22 protein-coding genes are annotated in these 24,889 nt (G+C 60.1%); 14 read left to right on the forward strand and 8 right to left on the reverse strand.

The window, feature by feature from the left end:
* The first annotated feature begins 28 nt into the window (after positions 1-28).
* From DCC27_RS05895 to DCC27_RS05910, 4 genes are all read left to right on the forward strand, one after another.
* The gene (locus DCC27_RS05895) at positions 29-262 is read left to right on the forward strand and encodes an acyl-CoA carboxylase epsilon subunit (RefSeq protein ID WP_158278482.1); all 234 of its coding nucleotides are present in this window, start codon (positions 29-31) and stop codon (positions 260-262) included.
* On the forward strand, positions 262-909 hold the full coding sequence (locus tag DCC27_RS05900; protein ID WP_110101109.1) for a nucleoside triphosphate pyrophosphatase: 648 nt from the start codon (positions 262-264) through the stop codon (positions 907-909). The genes DCC27_RS05895 and DCC27_RS05900 overlap by 1 nt, the downstream gene beginning before the upstream one ends.
* A 204-nt stretch (positions 910-1,113) precedes the next feature.
* Complete coding sequence (locus tag DCC27_RS05905) at positions 1,114-2,949, forward strand: biotin carboxylase N-terminal domain-containing protein (RefSeq protein WP_110110364.1); 1,836 nt, start codon at positions 1,114-1,116, stop codon at positions 2,947-2,949.
* 192 nt (positions 2,950-3,141) lie between these two features.
* On the forward strand, positions 3,142-4,563 hold the full coding sequence (locus tag DCC27_RS05910) for an MFS transporter (RefSeq protein WP_110101111.1): 1,422 nt from the start codon (positions 3,142-3,144) through the stop codon (positions 4,561-4,563).
* 96 nt (positions 4,564-4,659) lie between these two features.
* On the opposite strand, the gene DCC27_RS05915 is transcribed toward DCC27_RS05910, so the two are convergent.
* Complete coding sequence (locus DCC27_RS05915; RefSeq protein WP_122548877.1) at positions 4,660-6,099, reverse strand: NAD(P)H-quinone dehydrogenase; 1,440 nt, start codon at positions 6,097-6,099, stop codon at positions 4,660-4,662.
* A 91-nt stretch (positions 6,100-6,190) separates the two neighbouring features.
* Here DCC27_RS05915 and DCC27_RS05920 point away from each other — a divergent pair, with 91 nt between their 5' ends.
* The 6 genes from DCC27_RS05920 to DCC27_RS05945 all read left to right on the forward strand — a co-directional run bounded on the left by DCC27_RS05920 (position 6,191) and on the right by DCC27_RS05945 (position 12,390).
* Positions 6,191-7,066 carry a purine-nucleoside phosphorylase gene (locus tag DCC27_RS05920; protein WP_110110365.1) on the forward strand — a complete coding sequence of 292 codons (876 nt, stop codon included), beginning with the start codon at positions 6,191-6,193 and terminating at the stop codon, positions 7,064-7,066.
* The gene (locus tag DCC27_RS05925) at positions 7,063-8,904 is read left to right on the forward strand and encodes a phospho-sugar mutase (RefSeq protein WP_110110366.1); all 1,842 of its coding nucleotides are present in this window, start codon (positions 7,063-7,065) and stop codon (positions 8,902-8,904) included. Before DCC27_RS05920 ends, DCC27_RS05925 begins: the two co-directional genes overlap by 4 nt.
* An 11-nt stretch (positions 8,905-8,915) precedes the next feature.
* The gene (deoC, locus tag DCC27_RS05930) at positions 8,916-9,656 is read left to right on the forward strand and encodes a deoxyribose-phosphate aldolase (protein WP_110110367.1); all 741 of its coding nucleotides are present in this window, start codon (positions 8,916-8,918) and stop codon (positions 9,654-9,656) included.
* Between the two features lie 67 nt (positions 9,657-9,723).
* Complete coding sequence (locus DCC27_RS05935) at positions 9,724-10,014, forward strand: hypothetical protein (RefSeq protein ID WP_110110368.1); 291 nt, start codon at positions 9,724-9,726, stop codon at positions 10,012-10,014.
* Between the two features lie 105 nt (positions 10,015-10,119).
* Entirely contained in the window at positions 10,120-11,202 is a 1,083-nt protein-coding gene (locus DCC27_RS05940) for an acyltransferase family protein (RefSeq protein ID WP_148707512.1), read from the forward strand.
* Positions 11,203-11,277: 75 nt separating this feature from the next.
* Entirely contained in the window at positions 11,278-12,390 is a 1,113-nt protein-coding gene (locus tag DCC27_RS05945) for an acyltransferase (protein WP_110110370.1), read from the forward strand.
* Here DCC27_RS05945 and mfd read toward each other — a convergent pair.
* Positions 12,387-16,103, reverse strand: a complete 3,717-nt coding sequence (gene mfd / locus DCC27_RS05950; protein WP_246840150.1) for a transcription-repair coupling factor — start codon at positions 16,101-16,103, stop codon at positions 12,387-12,389. The two genes, DCC27_RS05945 and mfd, sit on opposite strands and share 4 nt — an antisense overlap.
* 135 nt (positions 16,104-16,238) lie before the next feature.
* Here mfd and DCC27_RS12195 point away from each other — a divergent pair, with 135 nt between their 5' ends.
* Positions 16,239-16,391 carry a hypothetical protein gene (locus DCC27_RS12195; RefSeq protein ID WP_168186080.1) on the forward strand — a complete coding sequence of 51 codons (153 nt, stop codon included), beginning with the start codon at positions 16,239-16,241 and terminating at the stop codon, positions 16,389-16,391.
* Between the two features lie 8 nt (positions 16,392-16,399).
* Positions 16,400-16,753: a DUF2505 domain-containing protein gene (locus DCC27_RS05955; RefSeq protein WP_110110371.1), complete on the forward strand. Its 354-nt coding sequence runs from the start codon at positions 16,400-16,402 to the stop codon at positions 16,751-16,753.
* Position 16,754: 1 nt separating this feature from the next.
* Here DCC27_RS05955 and DCC27_RS05960 read toward each other — a convergent pair whose 3' ends face one another.
* The 4 genes from DCC27_RS05960 to DCC27_RS05975 form a co-directional block, all read right to left on the reverse strand.
* A complete protein-coding gene (locus tag DCC27_RS05960) occupies positions 16,755-17,321 on the reverse strand; it encodes a TetR/AcrR family transcriptional regulator (protein WP_110098797.1) in 567 nt (188 codons plus the stop codon).
* Positions 17,308-18,783 (reverse strand): MFS transporter, encoded by a 1,476-nt coding sequence (locus tag DCC27_RS05965; protein ID WP_110110372.1) that lies wholly within the window; start codon positions 18,781-18,783, stop codon positions 17,308-17,310. Before DCC27_RS05965 ends, DCC27_RS05960 begins: the two co-directional genes overlap by 14 nt.
* A 109-nt stretch (positions 18,784-18,892) precedes the next feature.
* Positions 18,893-19,492: an aminoacyl-tRNA hydrolase gene (gene pth, locus DCC27_RS05970; RefSeq protein ID WP_110110408.1), complete on the reverse strand. Its 600-nt coding sequence runs from the start codon at positions 19,490-19,492 to the stop codon at positions 18,893-18,895.
* A gap of 29 nt (positions 19,493-19,521) precedes the next feature.
* Positions 19,522-20,163 (reverse strand): 50S ribosomal protein L25/general stress protein Ctc, encoded by a 642-nt coding sequence (locus DCC27_RS05975; RefSeq protein ID WP_110110373.1) that lies wholly within the window; start codon positions 20,161-20,163, stop codon positions 19,522-19,524.
* A 296-nt stretch (positions 20,164-20,459) separates the two neighbouring features.
* Here DCC27_RS05975 and DCC27_RS05980 point away from each other — a divergent pair, with 296 nt between their 5' ends.
* Complete coding sequence (locus DCC27_RS05980) at positions 20,460-21,974, forward strand: class I adenylate-forming enzyme family protein (protein WP_110110374.1); 1,515 nt, start codon at positions 20,460-20,462, stop codon at positions 21,972-21,974.
* Positions 21,971-23,200, forward strand: a complete 1,230-nt coding sequence (locus DCC27_RS05985; protein WP_110110375.1) for a beta-ketoacyl synthase — start codon at positions 21,971-21,973, stop codon at positions 23,198-23,200. Before DCC27_RS05980 ends, DCC27_RS05985 begins: the two co-directional genes overlap by 4 nt.
* Here DCC27_RS05985 and DCC27_RS05990 read toward each other — a convergent pair.
* Both DCC27_RS05990 and DCC27_RS05995 read right to left on the reverse strand, forming a co-directional pair.
* Entirely contained in the window at positions 23,172-23,717 is a 546-nt protein-coding gene (locus DCC27_RS05990; RefSeq protein ID WP_110098803.1) for a histidine phosphatase family protein, read from the reverse strand. The two genes, DCC27_RS05985 and DCC27_RS05990, sit on opposite strands and share 29 nt — an antisense overlap.
* 27 nt (positions 23,718-23,744) lie before the next feature.
* On the reverse strand, positions 23,745-24,860 hold the full coding sequence (locus DCC27_RS05995; RefSeq protein ID WP_110110376.1) for an ABC transporter ATP-binding protein: 1,116 nt from the start codon (positions 24,858-24,860) through the stop codon (positions 23,745-23,747).
* Positions 24,861-24,889 lie beyond the last annotated feature (29 nt).

Here is a 24,889-nt window from a genome sequence, read left to right on the forward strand (position 1 = left end):
CACCGGCCGAGATATGGGAGGAACCTGGATGAGCGTTGAGGAACACCACGATCCCACCGGGATGATCGTGCGTGGTGGCAATCTCACCGCCGAAGACATCGCTGCAGCCACGGCCGTAGTGGGTATCGTAGCCATGGCGCAGCCTGAAACGGCCGAAGACCGAGAAAAGGCCCGTGCCCGTCGTTTTTCGCACCGTCGCCGGGTCTCGACCTGGAACCGTGACGTCACGGCACACTGGCGTATCTCCGCTGGGGAAGACTAATGGCGCGATCTCAGCACCCTGAGATTATTCTGGCCTCCGGCTCCTCAGCCCGAGCCCAAGTACTCGCTCGGGCCGCTCTTCCCTTCACCCAACGTGTGTCCGATATCGATGAACCGGCATTGGTGGCCTCTCAAAACCGCGAACTCACCCCGGTTGAGATTCCCGAGTTGCTTGCCCAGGCCAAGGGCAGGGCAGTCGCTACCGAGGTAGCTCAGGAGATAACCTCCCCAACACTGATTTTGGCGGCCGATTCAGTCTTTGAATTCAACTCCAGCGTTTACGGCAAACCCCATGAACCCGAGATCGCCATCGAGCGCTGGCGGGCCCAACAAGGACAGTCCGGTACCCTGCACACCGGACACTGGCTGGGGCTCCTCCACCCTGAAAAACCCGGTGCACTCAAGCAACAAGTGGTCACCGACTCTGCTGAGGTGGAGTTCGCAGCAGTGGACGAGCAAACGATCCTCGACTACGTGGCCACCGGCGAACCGCTAGGGTGTGCCGGTGGATTTACCCTCGAAGCCCGGGGCGCATCGCTGATCCAGTCCGTGCAGGGTGATCCCAATACCGTCTTGGGGCTCAGCCTGCGTGTGGTGCGCGAGTCACTTCAAGCCTGGGGATACCGGCTCTCCGATTGGTGGGACTGACATCACACCGCTGAAGGAACTCGAAGCATTTTTGTAGACTTCCTCCAAGGGATTCTGCCAATCTGCCAAGAATTTCACGTCAAATTGTAGAATGCCCACCGTGAGGTCCTAGGATTCTTCAAGGGACTGTGGTGGAATATTCTCCTGGCCGTTTGCCGACGTCCCTCGCCAAGTTTTCGTCATTATTGAGGAGCCTGTGCCTGTATGACCGCTCAACGCGCTAGCACCGAGCTGCTGCTCAAGCCGTTTTCTAAGGTCCTAATTGCCAATCGCGGTGAAATCGCTGTTCGCGTGATCCGCGCAGCCCACGACGAAGGCCTCGACGCGGTCGCAGTTTATGCAGGCCCGGATCGAGACTCGATGCATGTGCGTATGGCCGATGAAGCCTACTCTTTGGAGGGCGACACAGCTGCCGAGACGTACCTGCGCATCGACAAAATCATTCGTGTAGCCCAAGAGTCCGGAGCCGATGCCGTTCATCCCGGGTACGGCTTTTTGGCTGAAAACGCTGACTTTGCCCGCGCCGTTTTAGAGGCCGGCCTTGTCTGGATTGGCCCCTCTCCCTCAGCCATTGACTCCCTGGGCGATAAGGTCGCAGCACGACAGATCGCTCAGAAGGTCGGAGCTCCACTCGCCCCAGGAACTCAAGATCCGGTGGAATCCGCCGACGAGGTTCTCGCCTTCGCCGATGAGCACGGCCTGCCCTTGGCCATCAAGGCCGCCTACGGGGGAGGTGGTCGGGGCATTAAGGTCGCCCGCGAGCGCGCAGATATTCCCGAGCTGTTTGAATCGGCCGTGCGGGAAGCCACCGCCGCGTTTGGTCGTGGTGAGTGTTTTGTGGAGCGCTTCTTGGAGGCACCGCGCCACGTTGAGACCCAGTGCATCGCAGATTCCTTCGGCCATGTTGCCGTGGTCTCAACCCGCGACTGCTCGTTGCAACGGCGGAACCAGAAGCTGGTGGAAGAAGCACCCGCACCGTTTTTGACCGATGAGCAGAACCAGCGTCTCTACGATGCCTCGGTCGCACTATTGCACGAAGCCAACTACGTCGGCGCTGGTACCTGTGAGTTTTTGGTTGGCCAAGACGGCACGATCTCGTTTTTGGAGGTCAATACCCGACTGCAGGTCGAACACTGTGTCTCCGAAGAAGTCACGGGCCTGGATTTGGTCCGCGAACAATTCCGCGTGGCCCGCGGTGAGCAACTTGGTTACCAGCACCCGACCAATCGTGGCCACTCCTTCGAGTTCCGAATCAATGGCGAGGACGCCGGTCGAAACTTTATGCCAGCACCGGGTACCCTGACCCGGTTGCGTCTGCCCGGTGGCCCCGGAGTGCGCATCGACACCGGGGTGGAAGAAGGCGAGACCATCTCGGGCGCGTTCGATTCTATGGTGGCCAAACTCATCGTCACCGGCGCAACGCGTCGTGAGGCCCTGGAACGCTCCTACCGCGCCCTGACTGAGATGCAGATCGTGGGAATGCCAACGGTACTCCCCTTCCATCGTTTCGTCGTCCGCGATCCGGCCTTCGCCCCGGAGCTCAACGAGCCTGACGCTCGGTCCTTCGATGTCCACACCCGTTGGATCGAAACCGAGTTCAATAACACCATCACCCCTTACGATGGCCCCACCGCTCTCGAGACCGAGGCGACCGAACGTCGTAGCGTCACCATCGAGGTCAACACCAAGCGTGTCGAAGTCACGCTACCGGAAACCATGCCGGGGTTGCCCTCGGTGCAACAATCGGGCGGTCGAGCGACCGGCAAGCCTCGTCGCAGTTTGCGTAAAGCCGCCGGAGCGACCGGACCGAAGAAAGCCTCTGGCGATGACTTAACCTCCCCGATGCAGGGCACGCTGGTCAAAATCGCCGTCGCCGAAGGCGAGCACGTCTCTGAAGGAGATCTGATCGTGGTACTGGAAGCGATGAAGATGGAACAGCCCATCACCGCCCACAAGTCCGGCACCGTGACTTCCTTGACAGTAGCCCAGGGGGAAACCATCGCCGCCGGTGGCATTCTGGCCACCATCTCCGATTCCTAAAAATCCCGCCACCATCTCGTCTTTTATAGCCTCAACCGGGGTGACCCTCTCACAGAATCTCAAAATGTGAGACGATCACCTCGGTTTTTGCTGTTTCTGCAGCGTTGACTTCAGCGCGGTAGTAGCCTGAAAAAGTTCCAAATTCGCTTATTCACTGACTACCTGTTGAGGAGCATCATGGCAGGACAGCCTATGCCTGGTGTCACTGACGAAATCACGTCAGATTCTTATGACCACACCGCTACAGAACTCGGTGTCCCGCGCTGGCGGATTATTATCGCCTCCCTGGTGGGTACCTCCATTGAGTTCTACGACTTCTATATCTATGCCACCGCCGCGGTGTCGGTGTTCCCGCTCATCTTCTTCGCTGAAGGCGACGAGTCGGCCGCACTACTGGCCTCGATGGCGACCTTTGGTGCTGCTTTCGTGGCCCGGCCGATCGGTTCGATCATTTTCGGCCACATGGGCGACCGCATCGGACGCAAAGCCACGTTGATCGGCGCCTTGCTCACCATGGGCATTGCCACGTTCTTGATTGGTCTGTTGCCTACATACCACCAGATTGGGATCTGGGCGCCGGCGATGCTGACCATTCTGCGCTTCTGCCAGGGACTCGGCCTGGGCGGTGAATGGTCCGGGGCCGCCTTGCTCGCGACCGAAACCGCCCAAAAGGGCAAGCGTGCTGGGGCGGCCATGTGGCCACAACTGGGTGCTCCAATTGGGTTCTTGCTGGCCAATGGCTTTTTCTTGGTCCTGACTGTTGCGGTCGGCTACAACTCGGTGGAACACGGTGTCGATCACGTGTTCATCGACTGGGTCTGGCGGCTTCCCTTCCTGCTCTCGGCCGTGATGGTCATCATCGGCTTGTGGATCCGCGTCAGCCTGGAAGAAACCCCGGTTTTCCAGCGCGTCATTGCCCAGGACAAACGGGCCAAGGCTCCCCTGGGTCAGGTCTTCAAGCGCAACTGGTGGGAGTTACTTCTGGGAACGTTCATCATGTACGCCACCTACGTGATGTTCTATTTGATGACCACCTGGATCCTCTCTTATGCCATTGGGAGCCCCAAGCAGGGGCAGGGTCTGGGCGAAAACTACTCGGAGTTTTTGGTCTTGCAACTGATCGGCATTGTCTTTTTCGCGCTGTTCATTCCGGTCGCGGGATACCTCGCCGATAGATTCGGCCGCAGACCCACCCTGATCGTCATCACGGTGCTGATGGTGCTATTCGGGATGACCTTTGGCCCCTGGCTGTCACCGCATTCAGTGCTCCACGACGATGGATCGCTGAAGGTCTGGCAGATGGCTGCCTTCTTAATCGTCGGCATGATGCTGATGGGCTTGACCTTTGGGCCCATGTCGGCGGTACTTCCGGAACTGTTCCCCACCGAAACCCGCTACACCGGTTCGGGCGTTGCCTATAACGTCTCCTCGATCCTCGGCGCCGCCCTGACCCCTTTTATTGCCACCGCTCTGGTGCAAAATATGTCAGTGGCCTGGGTCGGCTATTATCTCTCGATCGCTTCAGCGATCTCACTGGTGGCCCTCGTTGTGGCCCCGGAAACCAAGTACCGCTCGCTGTATGACTTCACTGTCGACGAAGTCCAGCGCACCTGAGGCTAACCCGACATACGGTTCAGGGCTGTCAGGACTCATCGCGATCCTGACAGCCCTGAATCTCTTTAAAGGCCTTGGGCGAGCATTCTGGTGTATTTAGACGTCTTCGGGGACCGGGTTCAAATCACTGCTACGCACGTGCAACAGTCGGGCAGCCTCGGCCAGGGAGCCCGACAGTGAGGGGTAGACGGTAAAGGTATTGGCCAGATCATCGACCTGCAGTCGTTTGGCCACCGCCAACGAGATCGGGTAGATCAGCTCCGAGGCACGGGGAGCCACCACGATGCCACCGACCACACTATTGGAGCCTTTGCGCGCAAAGAGTTTGACGAAACCGTGCTCGACGTTCATCATCTTGGCCCGCGGGTTCGTGGTCAGATCCAGGATCACCTCGTCATACTGATACTTGGTACGATCGGCCTGCTGGGCAGCCACACCGACGGTGGCAATCTCCGGAGAGGTGAAAATATTAGACGAGACCCGGAACGGGTTGAAGGGCTTAACCTCATCACCGATAAGGTGGTTGACCGCGATCCGGCCCTGCATCGCCGCCACGGAGGCCAACGCCAGCCGACCGGTGCAGTCCCCGGCAGCGTAGATGCCTTCCACGGAGGTGCGCGAGACCGCATCAACCCGAATGTGTCCAGATTCAGTGGTGGCCACCCCGACCTCGTCCAGTCCCAGGTGCTGGGTGTTGGGGATCCCGCCAACCGCCAACAGACAGTGGGAGCCCTCCAGCACCTCGCCGGTGGACAACTCGACCGCAACCCCGTGCTCGGTGCGGGTCACGGCATTGGCGCGGGTTCGGGATACGACGTTGACACCGTTTTCTATAAAGACGTTTTCCAGCACTCGCGCCGCATCAGGGTCTTCATTGGGCAACACCTGGTCACGTGAGGATACCAGCGATACCTTCGCGCCCAGCAGGTTATAAGCCGAGGCGAATTCCGCACCGGTGACACCCGAGCCGACCACAATCATGTGTTCGGGCAGTTCACGGAGTCGGTAGAGTTGCTTCCAGTTGAAAATGCGCTCCCCGTCGGGCTGGGCGGTTGGGAGTTCTCGAGGTGAGGCCCCGGTGGCGATGAGCACCGCATCGGAAGTGATGGTTTCGGTTTTGCCCGAGATGGTTTCCACTTCCAGCACGCGAGGCTCCCGGAAGCGAGCCTGACCGATGACAATCCTGACGCCGGCCTTCTGTAACTTATGGCGGATATCTTCGGACTGTTCCGAGGCCAGCTGGATAATACGCTGGTCCACCTCGTTGAGGTTGGAGAACACTGCGTTCGAATCCAGCTCAATACCCAGACTGGTCGATTTCATCACGCGCCGACGGCCGTCGGCTGCCGCGATCAGCGTCTTCGACGGCACCACGTCGGTCAGCACCGCTGACCCGCCGATACCGTCACGTTCGACAATGGTGACCTCGGATCCTTGGTTAGCAGCCACCAGCGCTGCTTCGTAGCCTCCGGGTCCGGCACCGATAATGGTCAATGAGGGGTGAGGAATCAATGCTGAAGAAGACACAAGTCCTATTCTGTCGTACAAACCTTGCCAAGGCTCACAGATGTAGTGCAGATGACAGCTGAACCTCACAGCTAGGCTGGCTGGTGCCGTTCTCGCTAGGATGACAGACGTGACTGACAATGACATTTCTGAGCCTATTGCGGAGTCCATGGGGCTGTCCGGGGACCATCCGGGGTTCGAGCTAGCCCGCCAAGCCGGGCGCTATATCGCCGAGACGACCGGAGTAGCACAGCACCGCATCGCGGTCGTACTGGGCTCTGGCTGGTCCGGGGCGACCGATCTGCTCGGTGACCGTCAGACCGAATTGCCCACCGGTGATATTCCGGGTTTCACTTCTGCGTCTGTGGCCGGACACGGCTCCACCGTGTCTTCCATTGCCCGGAGCTCCGCCGAGGGTACGGTCACTGACCACGTGCTGGTGTTCGGATCTCGCACCCATTACTACGAACACCGCGATGTGAACGCGGTAGCACACACGGTGCGTACCGCTGCCGCTACCGGAGCTGAGCTGGTGGTGCTCACCAACGGATCTGGCAGCGTCAACGAGGCGTTACCGCCCGGAGAACCGGTGCTGATCAGCGACCATCTAAACCTCACCGGCGCTACTCCCCTCCTGGGCCCGGAGTTCGTTGATCTCACCGATCTGTACTCGCCTCGCATCCGTGAGATCGCCCGCAGCGTGGATCCCTCCTTGCCACAGGGAGTTTATGTCCAGTTCCCCGGCCCGCAGTACGAAACTCCCGCCGAGGTACGCATGGCCAAGCTCCTCGGTGGAGACCTGGTGGGTATGTCGACTGCATTAGACGCCATTGCAGCCCGGCATGCCGGGCTTGAAGTCTTCGGGATGTCATTGGTAACCAACCAGGCTGCCGGCATCAGCCAGCACCCGCTCTCCCATCACGAAGTGATCGAGGCCGGCCGTGCCGCCCAGACACGCATTTCCCACTTACTCGCCTCGATCATCGACAAGCTATGACCACACATAACCCCGTTGACCCCGACCAACTCGTTCGCCTGGTCGAGGATTGGTGCCAGATCGACCCCGACCCGCGACACCACGAGATCCTGCACGAAGAACTCAACCGCCACGACTATGCCACCCTGGCCGACCGTTTTGCCGGGCCCCTTCGTTTCGGCACCGCTGGTCTGCGGGCTGCCGAAGGTCCGGGCCTGAACCGTATGAACCGTGTCGTCGTCCGGCGTAGCGCAGCCGGCATCAGCGATTGGGCACAATCCCGGCTGACCGAGGACTCTCGCCCGCCGCGGGTGGTGATCGGTTTCGACGCCCGCTACGGCTCGTTGAGCTTTGCCGAAGATTCTGCAGCCGTGTTCCAAGCCGCTGGGTGCCAAACCTACCTTTTCAGAACGTGGTGTCCCACCCCGCTGCTCGCCTTCGCCGTCCGGGAGCTCGCCGCCGATGTGGGCATTATGGTCACCGCCAGCCACAACCCGGCCACCGATAACGGCTATAAGGTCTACCTCGGCGGACGGCTCAGTGACCAATGGGGCACCGGAGCCCAGATCATTGCCCCAATCGATACCGAGATCGCCGAGCGCATCAACCACTGGCACACTGCCGACCAGATCCCGGTCATGCAAGCCGATGGCGTGGAGTCTCTGGACGTCGACGAGGTGGCCCAACGCTACCGGCTCGCGCTCGCCGACTCGTTGCAACCGCGGTCTCCACTCACGGAATTCACCGCAGACCAAGCCATCGGGGCTCGGGCGTCACTGCGGGTGGTGTATACGCCGATGCACGGGGTGGGCGGGGTGGTGTTCCCGGAGATGATGCGCCGTTTCGGGTACGGGCCACTCCGGCCAGTAGCCGAACAGATCGATCCCGACCCCGACTTCCCCACGGTGGTCTTCCCCAATCCGGAAGAACACGGTGCCCTGGATCTGGCGCTGAGCACCGCCAATCGGGAACCCGCGACCGATCTGATCATCGCCCACGATCCCGACGCGGACCGACTGGCCGTTGCCATCCCGAGCCCCAGTTCCCCGAACGGCACTTGGCAACGACTCTCCGGCAATGATCTCGGTTTAATCCTCGGGTCGTTGTTCTTAGCTCGCTCAGGCTCCCACGCGACAACCACCAACCCGCCGGTGCTGGCCCGCTCGGTGGTCTCCAGCCCCGCGTTAGCCCGGCTGGCCGACCACTACCCGGGGGCTGAATGCATTCCAACACTGACCGGTTTCAAATGGATCTCGCGCGTGCCCGATCTGAGCTTCGGTTTCGAAGAAGCCCTGGGCTACTGTGTTGCGCCCGAGGTGGTCCGCGATAAAGACGGACTCAGCGCCGGGCTGTTAATCTGCGAACTAGCCGCGGCACTGAAATCCCAAGGATCGAGCCTGTGGGAGTATCGTGAGCAGTTGCAGGCCCTCGTGGGGTCCGGGCTCAGTAGCCAGCTGTCGTTGCGGCTGGATGATCTCAGCGTGATCCCTCAGATCATGGCGCACCTGCGCCAGCACCCACCAGCCTCCTTAGCCGGTATCGGCCCCACCACGCTGGTTGACTACGCCGACCCGGCCACCGCCTCCGCCCAAGGATTACACCCCACCGAGTTGGTGTCCCTCAGCGCCGAAGCCGACCCCGCCCACCCCGAGGTTCCGGCTGCACACCTGTCGGTCCAGGTCCGTCCCTCCGGGACCGAACCGAAGCTGAAGTGCTATCTGGAAGTTCACCTGCCACCACAACGGGCCACCGAGACCCCCGACAAGACCGCTGCCGCCTCACGGCTTGCGGACCTGTTAGCACGGCTTGAAGCGGATGCCGAAACGTTTTTGACCCAACCCGTGAACCCCGAACGGTAAGCACCCAAACTATGACTGTTGTTGAATCCCCCACCGCCGCCCTGACCACCGAACAGATTGACACCCTCTCCACCGCCGAGTTGGCGGGGTTGATCGATCATACGTTGTTGACGGCCACCGCCACCGCCGAACACATTGCCGCCCTGTGTGACCAGGCTACCGCCCACCGCACCGCCTCGGTGTGCGTGAATCCATTCTGGGTCCCGACCGCGGTGACCCAGCTCGAGGACTCACCGGTCGCGGTGTGTAGCGTGGTCGGGTTTCCCTTGGGCGCCACCACGACCTGGGCGAAAGCCACCGAAGCTCAACAAGCTGTCGCTGCCGGGGCCACAGAGATCGATATGGTCATCAATCTGGGCGCGTTGCATGCCGGGGACGATCACACCGTCATCGCCGATATTGCCCAGGTGGTCGAGGCCACCAAGTCCATCAACGATTCTGCGCTGGTGAAAGTCATTGTCGAAATCGGGGCGCTGACCGGCCCCGACGGCAACCTCTCCACCAACCTGCTCACCCGGGCCTGCCAGGCCGCCGAGGAAGCCCACGCCGATTTTGTGAAAACCTCCACCGGATTCGGCTACGGTCCCGCCACCCGCCAAGCTGTCACCGTGATGCGGCAGGCAGTCTCCGACCGGCTGGGGGTGAAGGCCTCCGGTGGCATTAAAACCCGGCAATCCGCCCTGCAGATGCTTCATGCAGGGGCCAACCGGCTGGGCTGTTCCGCAACTCTTGCTATCCTAGAACGTAACTAGGCATTTTCGACTCGCACCCGCGCTTGGCTACAGAGGCTTCTGTAGCTGTGAAAGATGAGGTAGACCCGTGATTCGTAACGGCAAACCAACCGACCACTCTGGTCGCGGATTCGGCACCGGCAATATTATCCTGTTCGTCGTGGTGTTCGTACTCCTGCTGGGAACCATGTTCGCCCTGAGTTTCTGGGAGCACAGCACCGACTACGTCAACGCTGTGTGGCTCCCGGGCATCACCGCGCTGGTGCTGATGGTGATCACCTTCCTGATCCCCAAGGCCATTGTGGGTCGCTCCGATACGGTTGATCACGATCACATTCACGATCCCAAGAACCTTCGTCACGACCCCGAGCAGTACTAACCCCGCGCACCGTTCCGACGGTGGCGACCTTCGTTTTCAATGACTGCATGCCCGGGCCCATAACGGCCCGGGCTATTGTTTACCCACCGCCGTCTGACCCCCACCATGATGACAACAGCACCCCCGAACACCAACACCGCGACCGTGAAGCGACCGCGGATCGTCGGCGTCGATGCTCTGAGAGTGCTGTGCCTGATCGCGGTAATCTTCGGCCACACCTATGGTGCTACCATAGAGCACCGCGAGTTTTTGTCGATGTGGCGCATGCCGCTGTTCTTCGTGCTCTCCGGATATTTCTTGACCCCGGGAAAGTCACTGCGCGCGGAAACAAATACACGATTCACCACTCTTCTCGTCCCCTATTTTTGGTGGTCAGTCATCTGCTCGGTGGTGACCGTGATCTGGTGGTATCACGACCCCAAACATCTCACGGAGCTACTCATCATGGGCTGGTATGGCGGAGTCGACCAGACCATTATCTGGATGGCATTCTGGTTTCTGTCGGTGTTGACCGCCACCGTGCTGCTCTACCGGTGCCTGCAACATCTCCCAGCCTGGGTTCCCTGGGCCGTGGCACTGAGCGGACTCGTGCTGTCTGACATTCTCGACGACGAGCTCCTAGCGCGTACCCCATTCTCGGTGGGATTGTGTTTGCCGGTCTTGTTCTACATCCTCTGCGGACGTGCCTTGCACATGCTGGTGCACACCCGCTTGCAAGCAACCATCGGCACTGAGCGCCCAAGTACGCCCTATGCGCTGATCGGGTCGGGCCTGGTCGTCGCCGGCTTCATCGCCACCGCCCTAGGGGTCCCCACCCATTCCATCCAGTCCTCAGACTTCGGTTTGTTTCTGGTCACCCCGCTTACCGGGATCACCATCTCTGCCGGTTTCATCTTGCTCAGCGCCACCTGGGGAGACCGTCTCATCCGAGCTATACCGCCCATGCGCCACTGGGTATATCAGCTCGCCCGTGCCGGAACCGTTGTCGTGCTCCTGCACGGGATCGTGCTGTTGCAACTAGACCGCTGGGACCTGGGCAACCTCCACCTGCGTTTCCTGCTGACTGTGGTGATCTGTTTCGCTGTCGGAACTCTGCTGTGCCGCCTGGCACCCCGCTACCGGTGGGCCCGTCTGTTGACCGGAATGCGCACACCGAAGACCTCGTCACCGAGGTCTTCGGTTAGCTAGACTGGGACGGACACCAGCCAGCCGATCAGCCAACAGCTGTTCCACGACCGAGAAGAGAAGCCCCTTCAGCGCACCATGGCCACTCCCACCTACCCCGCCGGTGACGTCGCCACTCGGCGCCATCTCACCGGGACCATCGGTCGCAATGTGGGGATCGACCTGTTAAGAATCGTCTCGATCGTCGCGGTGGTCGTCGGACACATCTACGGGGATGCTTTCACCTTCAAAAGTTATCTGGAAATCTGGCGGATGCCGCTGTTCTTCTTCCTGTCCGGTTTCTTCTTCACCCCCGGCCGGCCCTTCACCACCGAACTGAAAAACCGGTGGCTCACTCTGGGCGTGCCCTATTTGATCTGGGCGGTGCTGATGTCGGTCGTGGCATGGCTGTTCAACGACACCTGGGAAGAATTCCTCGAAGCACTCTTCTACGGCTGGTACGGCGGGTCGCAGCAAGACCCGCCGTGGTGGGCCTTCTGGTTTATCTCGGTGCTCTTTTTTGCCGTACTTATCCGTCGGTTCCTCGAACGATTCCCCGCCTGGGTGGCCTGGACGGTGGCCATCCTGGGCTTTGTCGCCGCTGCGGTCTTGCCCGAGGACTACCAGTTGGGCGTGATCTTGCCCTTGGGCATCGGACTCGCTATACCGTGTATGTTCTACATCCTGTGCGGTGAAGCCTTCCGCTATCACATCCTGCCGCGACTCAGCGATTTTCCGGGGATCAAAGCCAAATCAACGACCACGCCCTTCGACTCCACCACGCTGGGTTTCCTCGGTCTTGGCCTCGTGCTGATCGGCATGGCCGCGGTGCTGATGGGTGTGCCACCGCACAACATCAAATTCGCTGGATTCGGTCTGTTCCTGGTGACCCCGGTGGTCGGGGTGCTGATGGTCTGTGGCATGGTGATGATCTTCGGCACCTGGGTCAACGCTCTGGTCCAACCCGCCCGCCCGGTGATACAGCAACTAGTCCGAACCGGGACCGTGGTGGTGCTGGCCCATGGCTGGCTGATCATGGAGTTCGCCCGGCTGGGTGTCGATAACCTGCATCAGCGCTTTATCCTCACCGTACTTACCAGCTGGGCACTCGGCTTGCTGATCATCTATTCACCACTGTCCCGCCCCTTAGCTGGGGTTCCGATGAAACCTTTCTGGCGTCGCATCCTCCAGCGTGGCGAGTGCCAACACTAATTACCCTCAGTCACACCGGACTCCTGCGATGATCCACCTTCTTCCGGTGAGTTCTTGGCCACCTGAGGGAAGATATTGCGCACCAGCTCACTGGCCCACTGCAACAGTGGTTGGTCGGTGAGGTCCTTACCGACCACCGTCTGAGCGTCCTTGGGCCGGGGCACCATTACGGCTTTCAAAGCCGGTTTGAGACTCGAACCTGGATACATCCTGTTCAGGCGCATCACACGTGACTCGGGGAGCTCTTCCACAGGCCCGAACTTGATGTTCCTGCCCATCGACATGATCTCGGAGATCCCGTGTCCACGCGCGACATTGCGCAATCGAGCCACCGCGACCAAGTTCTCAGCCGGTTCTGGTAGGTCCCCGTAGCGGTCCTTGAGTTCGTCGATCACCGCCTCGATAGCCTGGTCATCGTGGGCCTGGGCCAGGTTTCGATACGCCTCCAAACGTAGCCGTTCGCCGGGGACATAATCATGCGGCAGGTGCGCGTTGACCGGTAGCTCGACCTTGACCTCCACCGGCGAAGGATCGTCTTCGCCCTTGAAATCGGCCACAGCTTCCCCGACCATGCGGATATAGAGGTCGAATCCCACCCCGGCGATGTGGCCGGACTGTTCCCCACCCAACAGGTTGCCGGCCCCACGAATTTCCAGGTCTTTCTGGGCCAGCTTCAGACCCGATCCCAACTCGTTATGGGTGGCCACCGCCCGCAGTCGTTCCAGGGCAGTCTCGGTCAGTGGTTTATGTGGATCGTAGAGGAAATAAGCGTAGGCCCGCTCTCGACCACGTCCCACGCGTCCGCGCAACTGGTGCAGCTGGGAGAGCCCGTAGCGGTGGGCATCTTCAATGATCAACGTGTTGGCGTTGGCAATGTCGAGCCCGGTTTCAATGATGGTGGTCGAGACCAGCACGTCGAACTCTTTCTCCCAGAATTTAACCATGATCTCTTCCAAGGTGGACTCAGCCATTTTGCCGTGAGCCACCGCGACGCGCGCTTCGGGCACCAGCTGCTGAATGTGGGCGGCTACCTTATTGATCGAGGTGACCCGGTTGTGGACATAGAAAACCTGCCCTTCGCGCATCATCTCCCGCCGTATCGCGGCAATCACCTGTTGGTCGGTATAGGGACCGACCGTGGTCAGCACCGGGTGGCGTTCCTCCGGGGCGGTGGCCAGCGTCGAAGTTTCCCGAATCCCGGTCATCGACATCTCCAGGGTGCGCGGGATCGGGGTCGCCGACATGGCCAACACATCGACATTGGTGCGAAGTTTCTTCAGCTGTTCCTTGTGTTCCACGCCGAAGCGCTGTTCCTCATCGACAATCACCAGGCCGAGATCTTTGAACTGCACCTGGTCGGCCAACAGCCGGTGAGTACCGATCACCACATCGACGCTCCCGTCGGCGACACCGTTGATGGTGTCTCTAGCCTGTTTGCCGGTTTGAAAACGTGAAAGAGGCCGGACGGTGATGGGAAAGCCGGCGAAACGCTCGGTAAAGGTTTCATGGTGTTGGCGAGCCAACAGCGTGGTGGGCACCAGCACCGCCACCTGTTTGCCGTCTTGAACCGCCTTGAACGCTGCGCGAACGGCGACCTCGGTTTTGCCGAAGCCTACATCCCCGGAAATCAGCCGGTCCATCGGAACCTGCGACTGCATATCGTGCTTGACTTCATCGATTGCAGTCAGCTGGTCGGGCGTTTCGATAAAGGGGAAGGATTCTTCGAGTTCTCTCTGCCACGGCGTATCGGCCGAGAACGAGTACCCTCGAGAGGCCATGCGTGCCGAGTAGAGCCGGATCAGCTCATTGGCGATTTCGCGGGTCGCCCGCCGGGCTTTGGACTTCGTCTGAGCCCAGTCAGAGCCGCCCATTTTCGACAAGCTGGGAGTCTCTCCTCCCACGTACTGCGAGACTTGGTCCAGCTGGTCGGTGGGCACAAACAGCCGATCTCCGGGAGCACCGCGTTTGGAGGGAGCGTATTCCAACACCAGGTATTCCCGATAACCATCTTGGGCGGCAACTCCAGATGGTGCCGTGGAGACTTTGCGACGTTGTAGTTCAATGAATTTGGCAATGCCGTGCTGAGCGTGAACAACGTAGTCGCCTTCGCGCAGTTCGAGAGGATCGACCGCGTTGCGCTTTTTCCGGGCGAGAGAACGACGTTTGCCGCGTTCGGATCCGGCAATCGCACGACGTCCAAATAAGTCACGTTCAGATACCACCGCGATTTTTTCTGCTTCCGCCACGAAACCGGCGTTAATAGCTGCTGGCGTGATCTGAACTTGGCCGGGCAATTCTGCGGCCACTTCCTCGACCACCGAGGCGCTCATACCGGCTTGGACAAGCAACTCGGCCACGCGCCGAGCCGAACCGGAGCTGTCGGTGGCCACCGCGACAGTGAAGTCCTGAGATATCCGGGTGCGCATATGCTCTAGCATGGCCTCCACGTCTCCGGAGAATTCTGCAGAGGGCCGGAACCCGGTCCGGTAGCTCTGCTCATCAGCGATTAAATCGGGGTCAGCACCCAACACAGCGAATTGCCACCAGCCCTGATGATTCTCCAGCGCCTTGGCCCGGGTCTCCGCTAGCGTGGCGAATCCCCCAAACTGAGACTGTTCGGTTTGAGAGGTATCCAGCGGTGCTGCCACCCCGTCGGCAGCAGCCGCCCAGGCTGCCTGCAGGAATTCTTCGTTGGTGGCCAACAGGTCCTCGGCCCGGGCTCGAATTTTCTCCGGTTCAATCAGCAGGCTCAACGATCCAGCCGGCAACAGGTCTAGGAAGTCAACCATCTCGGTCACCAACGGCGCCAGCGATTCCATGCCCTCGGTGGCCTGGCCTTGCGAGATGCGTTCCAGCATATCGACGGCTTGCGGCATGGAGGCTTGTAGCGCACGGGCTTTTTCGCGCACGGCGTCGGTGAGCAACAGTTCTCGGCACGGTGGCGCATACACACTGGTGGGGGTGGCCGAGCCGTCATTACTGGTGTCTTCCAAGGAGCGCTGGTCTGCCACCGAGAACCAGCGGATTTCCTCGACTTCATCGCCGAAGAACTCGATGCGTTGTGGGTGGTCTTCGGTGGGTGGGAAGACGTCAATGATCCCACCACGTACCGCAAATTCACCGCGCTTGGTAACCATATCCACCCGAGAGTAGGCGGCATGAGCCAACGCAGCGACCACGGACTCAAACTCGTAGAATTCACCGGTGTTGATCACCACCGGCGTTAAGTCGCCGAGTCCTTTGACCACCGGTTGCAGGATCGAACGGATCGGGGCGAAGAGCACTTTCAGCGGGGCCTGCCCGGCATCCTGTGGGTGAGCCAGGCGGCGCAAGATCGCCAGCCGTTCACCGACCGTATCCGAACGTGGCGAGAGTCGCTCATGAGGCAACGTCTCCCAGGAGGGAAACAACCCGACAGTGTCAGCATCCATCCACGAGGTCACGGCTGAGCGTAGTTCCTCGGCCTCACGGTGGGTAGCGGTCATCACCAGCACCACCGGGTGCACTGGGGTGTCGCCGTTGCGTTGAGTCGCGAGGTCACTCACGGCGCCTGAAATCAACGCGGTGGCCGCAGGTCGGGCCCCGTCAGGCAGGTGGAGTCCCAGGTCTGGGGTGGGCTCGTCGTGGGCGGCCAAGCTCGATAACGCTGTGGCTAATCCGCGATCTTCAGACAGCGCGGGCAACAGCGGTGCTAAGGGTGAATGCTCGGACACGGGATGGTCTTCCTTCAGCGTGGTTAAATGGGTTCAGCGCCATCATTGTGGCGCCCAGATTTAGACTACCCGGTTCACCTTTCCTCACGCCGTGAGTGAACCAAAAGTCTCCTGCGGAGAGGACCAGCACCGATCATGGCTTTTGCGGAAAACATCACCGTGCATCACCCCGTAGCACACGTCTTTCAGGCGCTGACCTCACACGATTTTCATCGACACGCCACCGAGCAGATCGGGGCGACCCTCACCGAGTTTCAGGTGGCTGACGGCGATGTGACGGGCCGGTGAAGGTGACGATGATTCCTCATCTCTCCGGCGAGGCCATCCAGCATAAGGTCCCGCATGCGCTGCGAAGCTTGGTCACAGACGGTGTGGAAATTCGGCAGGAAGTGGTCTGGTCTAGACCAGCTGAAAACGACTCGCGGACAGCATTGCTGAGGATTCTCATCCCCATCGCCCGTGCTGAAAGCACCGTCACCCAGACCCTGTCAGCAACCAGTACCAGCGACACGGATTATGCGGTTGAAGGAAATCTACAGTGCCATATCCCGTTCATCGGGTCCGCACTGGTTTCCACGCTCGAGCCCCAGGTGTCAAAGGTTATCGCCACACAAGCACGCGCCATCGATGCGTGGTTGGCCGAGCACTAGCTCAGCGGTCTGGTCGTTCGTCCGTGGCGGTTTGATCGATCTTGGCCAGGACGTGGTCCACCAACGCTTCCCGCTGGGATTCGCTGAGCCGATCCTCGTGGACGTAGTCGTGGAGCCACAGCCCGTCGGCCATTAACAACACGAGGAAACGCTCGAGCCCCAAAGTCCCGGCGCTGTCGATCTCCGCCGGGGAGGGGACCCAACGTTGATCCACCGCTTGCCAGATAGCGGCCAGTTCCGGGTTCGAGCGGGCATCAATTTCCAACAGGAGTTCGGTTTTGGTGGCACTGCGTCGCAGAGATACCACGACGGCGCGCAGGCGCTGGGACCCCGTGAGTTGCTCGGCGGGGCCACCCCCGGCTGCTTCGAGTTCGGCTTCCCACTGATCCGCCATATACTGATGCACCGCGCGCATCATTTCCTCGCGGGAGGGAAAATGGTAGATGATCCCGGATTTCGACAGCCCGGAGGATTGGGCCAACGCATCATAAGACACCGAATCCAGGCTTCCGGCCTCAATGAGGTCAATAGCGGTGCGGATGATTTTGGTTTTCTTACTCGGTCGCATCAGCTTCCTTCGGGTTGCCTCGGAAACACCAGGCGGTCACCAGGGCACCGATGAGGCCCACGGTCGCTACTATGCCCAAAATGCTGAGATAGGCCTGATCGTAGGCGGCAACGGCTTGCTCGCCATACATTGGGTGATCGACCCCGTGGTCCACGTCTGCGGCTACCGGTGCTGGGGCGTTCATGCTGTAGAGCAGGGGCATCACCGAGCCAAAAACGGCCACCGCAACCAAGGTGCCGAACTCGTAGGAAACCGCTTCCACAGAGGAGGCCATCCCCGCCTTGGACGGGGGTGCCGATCCTAGGATGGCAGTCGACGAGGCCGAGGTTGCCAGGCCACCACCTAGACCCACCAGGATCATACTGCCCAGGAACAAGGGCACCACATCGAGGGTGAACGTCCACATACTCACTCCCAGTCCCACCACGATAAGCAGGAACCCGCCGGTAATCAGCGGACGGAAACCGACCCTGTGGAGTACCGAGCCACCTAATAACGCGGTAGGAATTGCCGGCAGAGCCACGGCAGCGACCATTGCGCCGGCTTGCAAGGGGGTGAGACCGCCAGCGGTCTGGAACCGCTGGGTGGTCATAAGTTCCACGCCGGAAACCACCACCATGATCAACACCGCGGTCAGCGTGCCGCCGGTGAAGACTGGGTCACGGAAAATCGACAATTCCAACAGCGGGTGGGTGAGCAAGCGCTGGCGAAGCCAAAACAACACAAAACCAATCACGGCAATGACAAGAGCGACCGATAGCACCCAGGCATTCCGCTGAGGATTGGCTAGTTCTTTAATGCTCATCACGAACCCCGCCATAGCAAACATCATCAACAGCGATGACATCAGATCCCAATGCCGTTCTGGGTGTGCCACGTTCGGTGGGGCAACCGCGATGGTGGCAATCACCGTGATGATGACGATGGGGACGTTGAGCAAAAACACCGAGCCCCACCAGAAGAACTCCAGGAGTAAACCACCCAGCACCGGACCGGATGCGGCGCCCACGACCGCCACCGACCCCCAGATGGCCACTGCGACGTTGCGTTCTTTAACGTCACGGAATGTTAGCCGCACGAGTGCGAGACTCGCTGGCATCATGGTGGCAGCTCCCACGCCGAGGGTTGCCCGGGCGACAATTAGCGTCCAGGCGTTGGGCGAGAAGGCCGCCAGCAAGGAACCGGCACCGAAGATACTGACGCCCAGTAAGAACATGAGCCGATGACCGATTTTATCTCCGAGTGTGCCGGTGCCCAGTAACAGCCCTGATAGTACCAGGGGGTAGGCATTGATGATCCAGAGACCTTGCAGTTCACTGGTGCCGAGCTCATCGCGCAGTACCGGTAATGCGGTATAGAGGATCGAGTTATCAGCACCCACCAAAAATAGTGCGGCGGAGATGATGGCCAAAAAGGCCCAACGCTGACCGGGCGTTGAGGTTTCAGCTTGAAGACGAGTCATCACCCCCAAAACTCTACCAACCGTTCGGTACAGTTACTATCTCAGAGGTCCGTCACAGATGGTGAGATATCAAACAGTTCTCGGTCCTAGCAGACAGGTGGGCCCAAGGCTAGTGGAAACGGTTTTGTGTGGGAGTCAAGCCGTCAGTAATGAGACTTTCGACAGCATCAGCTGCTGTGGATACATGCAACGGTAGCACCTGGCGTTGAGTGGAATTGAAAGGCTTGAGCACGTAGCTGGATACGTCCATGGCTCCGGGGGGCCGTCCGATTCCGGCCCGAACGCGGTAATAGTTTTTATCGCCTACACACTGCGTGATGGATTTCAGTCCGTTATGACCGCCATCTCCCCCACCGCGTTTGATGCGCAGGCGATCGAAATCGATATCGAGCTCGTCGTGGACCACAATGAGCTGGTCCAGTGGCACTTTAAAGAAAGTGGTCAACGCTTTGACGGGACCACCAGAGAGATTCATGTAGGTAGCTGGTTTGGCCACCAGGACTTTCTCTCGAGTTCCTCCCAGCCGCAGGGTGGCCAACGCGTTCTGTGTTTTATGAGCCCGGAAGCTTCCGCCATAGCGGTCGACGAGCTCATCGGCCACCATGTGACCAATATTGTGCCGAGTGCTGTGGTATTTGTCACCGGGGTTGCCCAGTCCCACCACCAGCCATAGGCTGGTGGTGGACGCTGAGCTTCTGCCTAAACGCATCGGCACCATATATCTCCGTGACGAGACACTTAGTCGTCGCTGTTTTCAGAGCCCTGGCTGTTGGCCTCGTCGCCAGAAGCGGCCTCGTCGCCCTCAGTACCTGCTTCGGGCTCTTCACCCAGGTCCTGCTCGACGATCTCGTCGACGGTAGCGATTACAGCGTCATCTTCCAGTTGCAGCGAGGTGCCAGCCGGCAGCTGCACGTCGGAAGCCAGCACGTGGTTGCCGCCTTCGCGTCCTTCTACCGAGATGGTGACAGAATCCGGCAGGTCCAGCGCGTCGGCTTCGATCGGCAGGGAGGCTTCTTCCAAGAAGTAGGTGAAGCCAGGTGCCACTTCGCCTTCGACCTCAACGGGCACGTCAACAACCACCTTTTCACCGCGACGCACGATCAGCAGGTCAACGTGCTCGATCTTTTCTTTCAGCGGGTTGCGCTGAATATCCTTGGCCAGTGCCATGATCTCTTCACCGTCAGCGATGAGTTTCAGCAACTGGTTGGGGGTCCGCAAAGCCATGAAGGTGTCGTACTCAGGCATCAGAATGTGGCGCGGCTCTGAACCGTGACCGTAAATGACGGCCGGGATTTTGCCTTCGCGGCGCGCCTGGCGGGATGCACCCTTGCCAGTATCGGTGCGAAATTCGACATTGATGTTGACGGTATCAATCGCCATAATGAGTCCTCCTGTTAATACTCACGAGCTAGTGCTCATCACGACCAGGCAGGAACAAAGAGAATCTGTGATACGCCGAGCATGAAGACAGCTGGCAACGGTGATCTCATCAGCCTCGTCGATAACGGAGCAAGTCTGCTCCCTCGCCTGGGCAACTGTTGCATTCTAGCATGAGCGCACTGGCTTCGACCACTTCAACCTCGCCTGAGCGATGTGTTTAGATAGCAAGGAACGCCGGGACAGTCTCCGGCACGGCCTATCCAATCCGTGGTGAAGTGGTAAGGGGGTGTCGACTTATGCCCTTTGTACAATCAGTTCTGGCCCGCGCAATCGAGACCCCCGAGCGCATCGCCCTCGCCGATGACCAGGGTCAATACATTACCTATGGTGAGCTGCTGAGCTCATCCCGCACCACAGCGTCACGACTCCAGCAGGTGGCGCGGGAAACCCCGGACAGCCCTCACCAGGATCTTGCCGGTTACCCGGTCGTGGCGTTGTGTCTGCACGATGCGTTGACCACCGTACGTCTCTTTGCCGAGCTCAGCATGGGCCCGGTGGTGCTCAGCGTGCTGAATCCAAGGGACTGGCACGAGCAACTGTGGGGCAATATCTCCTCTGCCGGTATCACTGTGGTAGTCACCGATGACCAGACTTTCTCCCGGTATCTTCGTACCCACGGCTTTCCTGGAACGGTGCTCGGCCCGCAACTGCTGCTAGCACCAGACGTGGATCCCGTAGACACCACGGTTCTGCAGGATGCAGATCCCTATCTCGTGTTGTTTTCCTCGGGGACGACGGGCCAGCCCAAAGCATTTATCAAAACCCGGGGCGAGTACCGGGCCAATTACCGGGCCTCGCACCAACGACTCCAGGTAGCAGGTCACACAACACTGGCCCCCGGAACGTTGTCGTATAGCCTCATCCTCTACGCGGTGGTCGAGGCACTGGGCGCTGGTGAAACCTGCGTGGTGACCGGCCGGGCGCATTTTCGGCACATGACCGCAGCCTTCACCCACTGGCCGATCACCCGCGTCGTGGCGGCACCGGCCGTCTTGCTGGGCATTCTGGAGGCCGCCGGGAATCAGACCGAACGGCTAGGGAATCTTCAGGTACTGGTCACCGGAGGCTCGGCAGTCCCTCAAGCATTACGCGACCGGGTCGCGGAGAAGGTGCCACGCGCAAAACTGATCAACTACTTTGGCACCGGAGAAATCGGGTTCATTGCCGATTCCACACCGGATCCCTACGGGATCAGCTATTCCGACCGGTTACGTCTCTATGACCACGTCACTGCCCAGGTCCGAGACACCACCAACCGGGTCTTGGCCGAGAACTGTCTGGGGCAGCTGTGGTTTCGGGCCCCGTCGGCGTCTGCACGGTATCTCAATTCCCCTGCCCAACTCAGCGACGAATTCGGTTGGCGCACCGTGGGTGACTGGGGGACGGTGCAGGATCGGTGGATTCAGCTAGCTGGCCGTGGCGACGAGATCGTCACCACCGGGGCCAACACCATCAGCCTCGTCGAGGCCGATGACAGGCTGGCGCAAGCTCTTGGCCCCCTGGCCACGGGGGCAACAGCCACCGTCGGTTTGCCCGATCCACGTCTGGGCGTGATCATCGCCGGGGTGATCGAAACTCCACAGGCGCCCACAAAATCCGAATTGGTGGCGCTCGCCCGCGACAACATCCCGGAGCCCTTCCGACCACGGCGCTGGTACTCCATCGCCCGTTTCCCACGGACCAGCTCAGAGAAAATTCAACGCCAACGCCTCATCCAACTCATTGATGAGGGAAAGGCCCACCGGTTATGAGTATCCACCAGGTTGGCATCACCGGGATGGGCGCGGTGAGCGCAGCTGGGCACGGGACCGCTAGGCTCTGGCATTCTGTAACTGACGGGCACCATCTGTTCAGCCCCCTGCCGGAGTCTCTCGTACAGCAAACCGGTGTCCGCGTAGCTGCCACAGCTGAGCCGATCGATGCCACCGACATCTTTGACCCACCGTTATCGAACCGGGTGGATCAGGCTGTGGTGATGGCAATCTGTGCATCCGATCAGGCCCTGGGGTATTCCGGCACCCCCACATCCGATGAACCTTTTTTTGGCGGGGACATTATTGCCGCCAGCGCCAACGGACCGGTGACAACAATTCACCGCGCGGTCGAAGCCATCACCTCCGGCGTCTCGCGAGCGCCCGCGATCCCAGCGGTCCTAACGGCCTCCCCCGATACGGTGGCCACACTGGCCGCCCAACGCTATGGCAGTCATGGCGGGACCGAAGCGGTGAGTGCCACGTGCGCGTCCTCCACGATCGCGCTCGTGACCGCTTTGCGCCGGATACGCCACGGTTATGCCCGCCGCGTGCTGGTCATCGGTTATGAAGACGCGGTGAATCCGGTGAATCTGACCGGTAATGCATTGGTTGGGGCGCTGAGCAAGAATGCAAATCCGGATCAGATCTGCCGACCTTTCGATGCCGCACGCGATGGGTTCGTGATGGCTTCCGGCGCGGTGGCATTACTCCTGGAAGCCGACCCGGCCCGTCCCCTGGCGCTGTTGGCCGGAGGCGGGATGGGCCAGGATAGTTTTCATCCCACCGCGGCAGACCCCACCGGTCGCTGGGCCGGACAGACGATCGCTGATGCTCTAGCGGATGCCGGTCTCGAACCGTACCAGATCGGACAGATCAGCGCTCACGCTACCTCCACTCCCCGTGGGGATGCTGCCGAAGTAGCTGCTTTATCACGAATTTTTGGCGCGTGCCTTCCCGGTGTGCCGGTCACCGCACTCAAGTCGGTGACCGGTCACTTGATGGGCGGATCCGGTGCTTTGCAGGTGGCCATGGCGGTTGAGTCTATTTGTGCCGGGCTCATTCCGGGCACCCGGAATCTTCAGCACCCAGATTTTTCTGAGCAGATTCAGGTGGTGACATCCACACAACATTGGCAACCCTCGGCGGTGTTGGCTCCCAGCTTCGGTTTTGGTGGCCACAATGCTGCGGTGGTGATCACACCAGTCGAGAGTCAATCGCCCTAATTTCGGCGTTAGCGATCCGGGGGTGTGGCTCTCCAGTGAGTTGCTCGAGCATGACTCGAATCAGTGCCCCGTGACTAATAATGACCACCGGGGCATCACCGTAGCGGGTTTTAAGCTCTCGCAGTGCCCGCACCCCACGTCGCCCCGCCTCCGCACGTGGTTCACCACCGTCCATCAGAGCCTGACGTTGCTCATCGGACAATCCCCGTACATCCCGGCCTTCCGCACTGCCGTAGGATCGTTCAATCAGCCCAGGTTCGATGTGGACCTCGACTCCCCCGATCCGGGTGGCGATAATCTGTGCGGTTTCTTGTGCCCGAGACAGTGGCGAGCTAATCACCGCCGTGGGACGCAGATTTGCCAGTTCCTCAGCTGCCAAAACCGCTTGGGCGCGACCGGTGTCATTGAGCGGAATGTCGGTGCGTCCCTGCATCCGGCCGGCCTTATTCCAATCAGTTTGACCGTGGCGGACGAGATACCAGGTAGCACCTGGCTGAGGGCGGTCTTGGTCGTGCACGCAAGAGATCCTGTTCGCTGGATTGATTTAGTTCAAGTATACGTGTGCGGATTGAATCACGGGCTGGACCAGCTCGCCCGGTTGCCGAACCGGTTGATCCGGATCGCCAAAAACACGCACCTCCGTGTCTCCCCATTCGAGCGCGGTTTCGGTCCGATCGCGACCTTGCAAGATCGAGGTGACTCGCGCCACCTGCACATCGTCTCCGTCGGGCTGAGACACCGACTCCAGGCGAATATGGTAGGGGTCGACGCTAGCGATAGCTCGTTGCCTGCCGGCACCAGCCTGCACGTCATCAACGAAACTGACCTTCGCGGGAGCATGATCCGTGCCAGCAGTGTACAGGTTCACCCCCGGGTGGTCCGGATAGAACCGACCCGATGAGATACTTCCTGGAAACAGCGTCGCATCATTAAGAAAGCCAGCCACAAAACTTGACGCGGGACTGGCCGTCATCTGGCTTGCGGTACCAACTTGGACAATTCGGCCCTGATCCATCACCACCACACGGTCGGCAATCGCTAGTGCTTCAGAGCGGTCGTGGGTCACGTGCACCGCGGTGAGACCTTGCTCGGTGGTGAGCCTGCGAAGTTCCAGGCGAAGCCGAGCGCGAAGCGGCTCGTCTAAGGCCGACAACGCTTCGTCAAGCAAAAGTGCTGACGGCTCTGCGACGATTGCGCGGGCCAATGCAACTCGTTGTCGCTGTCCTCCGGACAACTGTGTGGGCTTGCGCTGAGCGAACTCCACCAGTCCCACGTCCTCGAGTATCTTCTCGACCCGCGCCGAAATTTCTGCCGAGCGCAGTCCGGCACGTTTGAGAGGATACGCCACATTCTCGCTGACGCTCATATGAGGCCATACCGCGTGGTCTTGGAATACCATACCCAGTTGACGTCGATGTGGTGGTACCCAGATATCGGAAGCAAATAGGGTCCGTCCACCCAACGTTATCCGTCCACTCAGCGGTCGGATGAACCCTGCCAGTGTGCGCAACAAGGTGGTTTTACCGGATCCGGAGGGCCCGACCAGGGCGATAAATTCTCCATCGGCGATGTTGAGCGAAATATCTTGAAGAGCTAGCTGTGATTCCAGGGGGGCACTGTTATAGCTGTGGTTGAGTTGCGAAATGCTGATATCAGACATAAGAAGCAATCATCTTTCGAACGTAGAGG

Source organism: Auritidibacter sp. NML130574 (assembly GCF_003185725.2).
In the GTDB taxonomy this organism is placed as follows: Bacteria; Actinomycetota; Actinomycetes; order Actinomycetales; family Micrococcaceae; genus Auritidibacter; species Auritidibacter ignavus.

Coding starts and splice junctions, on each gene's coding strand:
- DCC27_RS05940 (WP_148707512.1), top strand. CDS start 10,120: ATGATGACAACAGCACCCCCGAACACCAACACCGCGACCGTGAAGCGA.
- DCC27_RS05955 (WP_110110371.1), top strand. CDS start 16,400: ATGATTCCTCATCTCTCCGGCGAGGCCATCCAGCATAAGGTCCCGCAT.
- DCC27_RS05965 (WP_110110372.1), bottom strand. CDS start 18,783: ATGACTCGTCTTCAAGCTGAAACCTCAACGCCCGGTCAGCGTTGGGCC.
- deoC (WP_110110367.1), top strand. CDS start 8,916: ATGACTGTTGTTGAATCCCCCACCGCCGCCCTGACCACCGAACAGATT.
- DCC27_RS05895 (WP_158278482.1), top strand. CDS start 29: ATGAGCGTTGAGGAACACCACGATCCCACCGGGATGATCGTGCGTGGT.
- DCC27_RS05920 (WP_110110365.1), top strand. CDS start 6,191: ATGACAGACGTGACTGACAATGACATTTCTGAGCCTATTGCGGAGTCC.
- DCC27_RS05925 (WP_110110366.1), top strand. CDS start 7,063: ATGACCACACATAACCCCGTTGACCCCGACCAACTCGTTCGCCTGGTC.
- DCC27_RS05995 (WP_110110376.1), bottom strand. CDS start 24,860: ATGTCTGATATCAGCATTTCGCAACTCAACCACAGCTATAACAGTGCC.
- pth (WP_110110408.1), bottom strand. CDS start 19,492: ATGCGTTTAGGCAGAAGCTCAGCGTCCACCACCAGCCTATGGCTGGTG.
- DCC27_RS05905 (WP_110110364.1), top strand. CDS start 1,114: ATGACCGCTCAACGCGCTAGCACCGAGCTGCTGCTCAAGCCGTTTTCT.
- DCC27_RS05945 (WP_110110370.1), top strand. CDS start 11,278: ATGGCCACTCCCACCTACCCCGCCGGTGACGTCGCCACTCGGCGCCAT.
- DCC27_RS05900 (WP_110101109.1), top strand. CDS start 262: ATGGCGCGATCTCAGCACCCTGAGATTATTCTGGCCTCCGGCTCCTCA.
- DCC27_RS05975 (WP_110110373.1), bottom strand. CDS start 20,163: ATGGCGATTGATACCGTCAACATCAATGTCGAATTTCGCACCGATACT.
- DCC27_RS05985 (WP_110110375.1), top strand. CDS start 21,971: ATGAGTATCCACCAGGTTGGCATCACCGGGATGGGCGCGGTGAGCGCA.
- DCC27_RS05960 (WP_110098797.1), bottom strand. CDS start 17,321: ATGCGACCGAGTAAGAAAACCAAAATCATCCGCACCGCTATTGACCTC.
- DCC27_RS05980 (WP_110110374.1), top strand. CDS start 20,460: ATGCCCTTTGTACAATCAGTTCTGGCCCGCGCAATCGAGACCCCCGAG.
- DCC27_RS05910 (WP_110101111.1), top strand. CDS start 3,142: ATGCCTGGTGTCACTGACGAAATCACGTCAGATTCTTATGACCACACC.
- DCC27_RS12195 (WP_168186080.1), top strand. CDS start 16,239: ATGGCTTTTGCGGAAAACATCACCGTGCATCACCCCGTAGCACACGTC.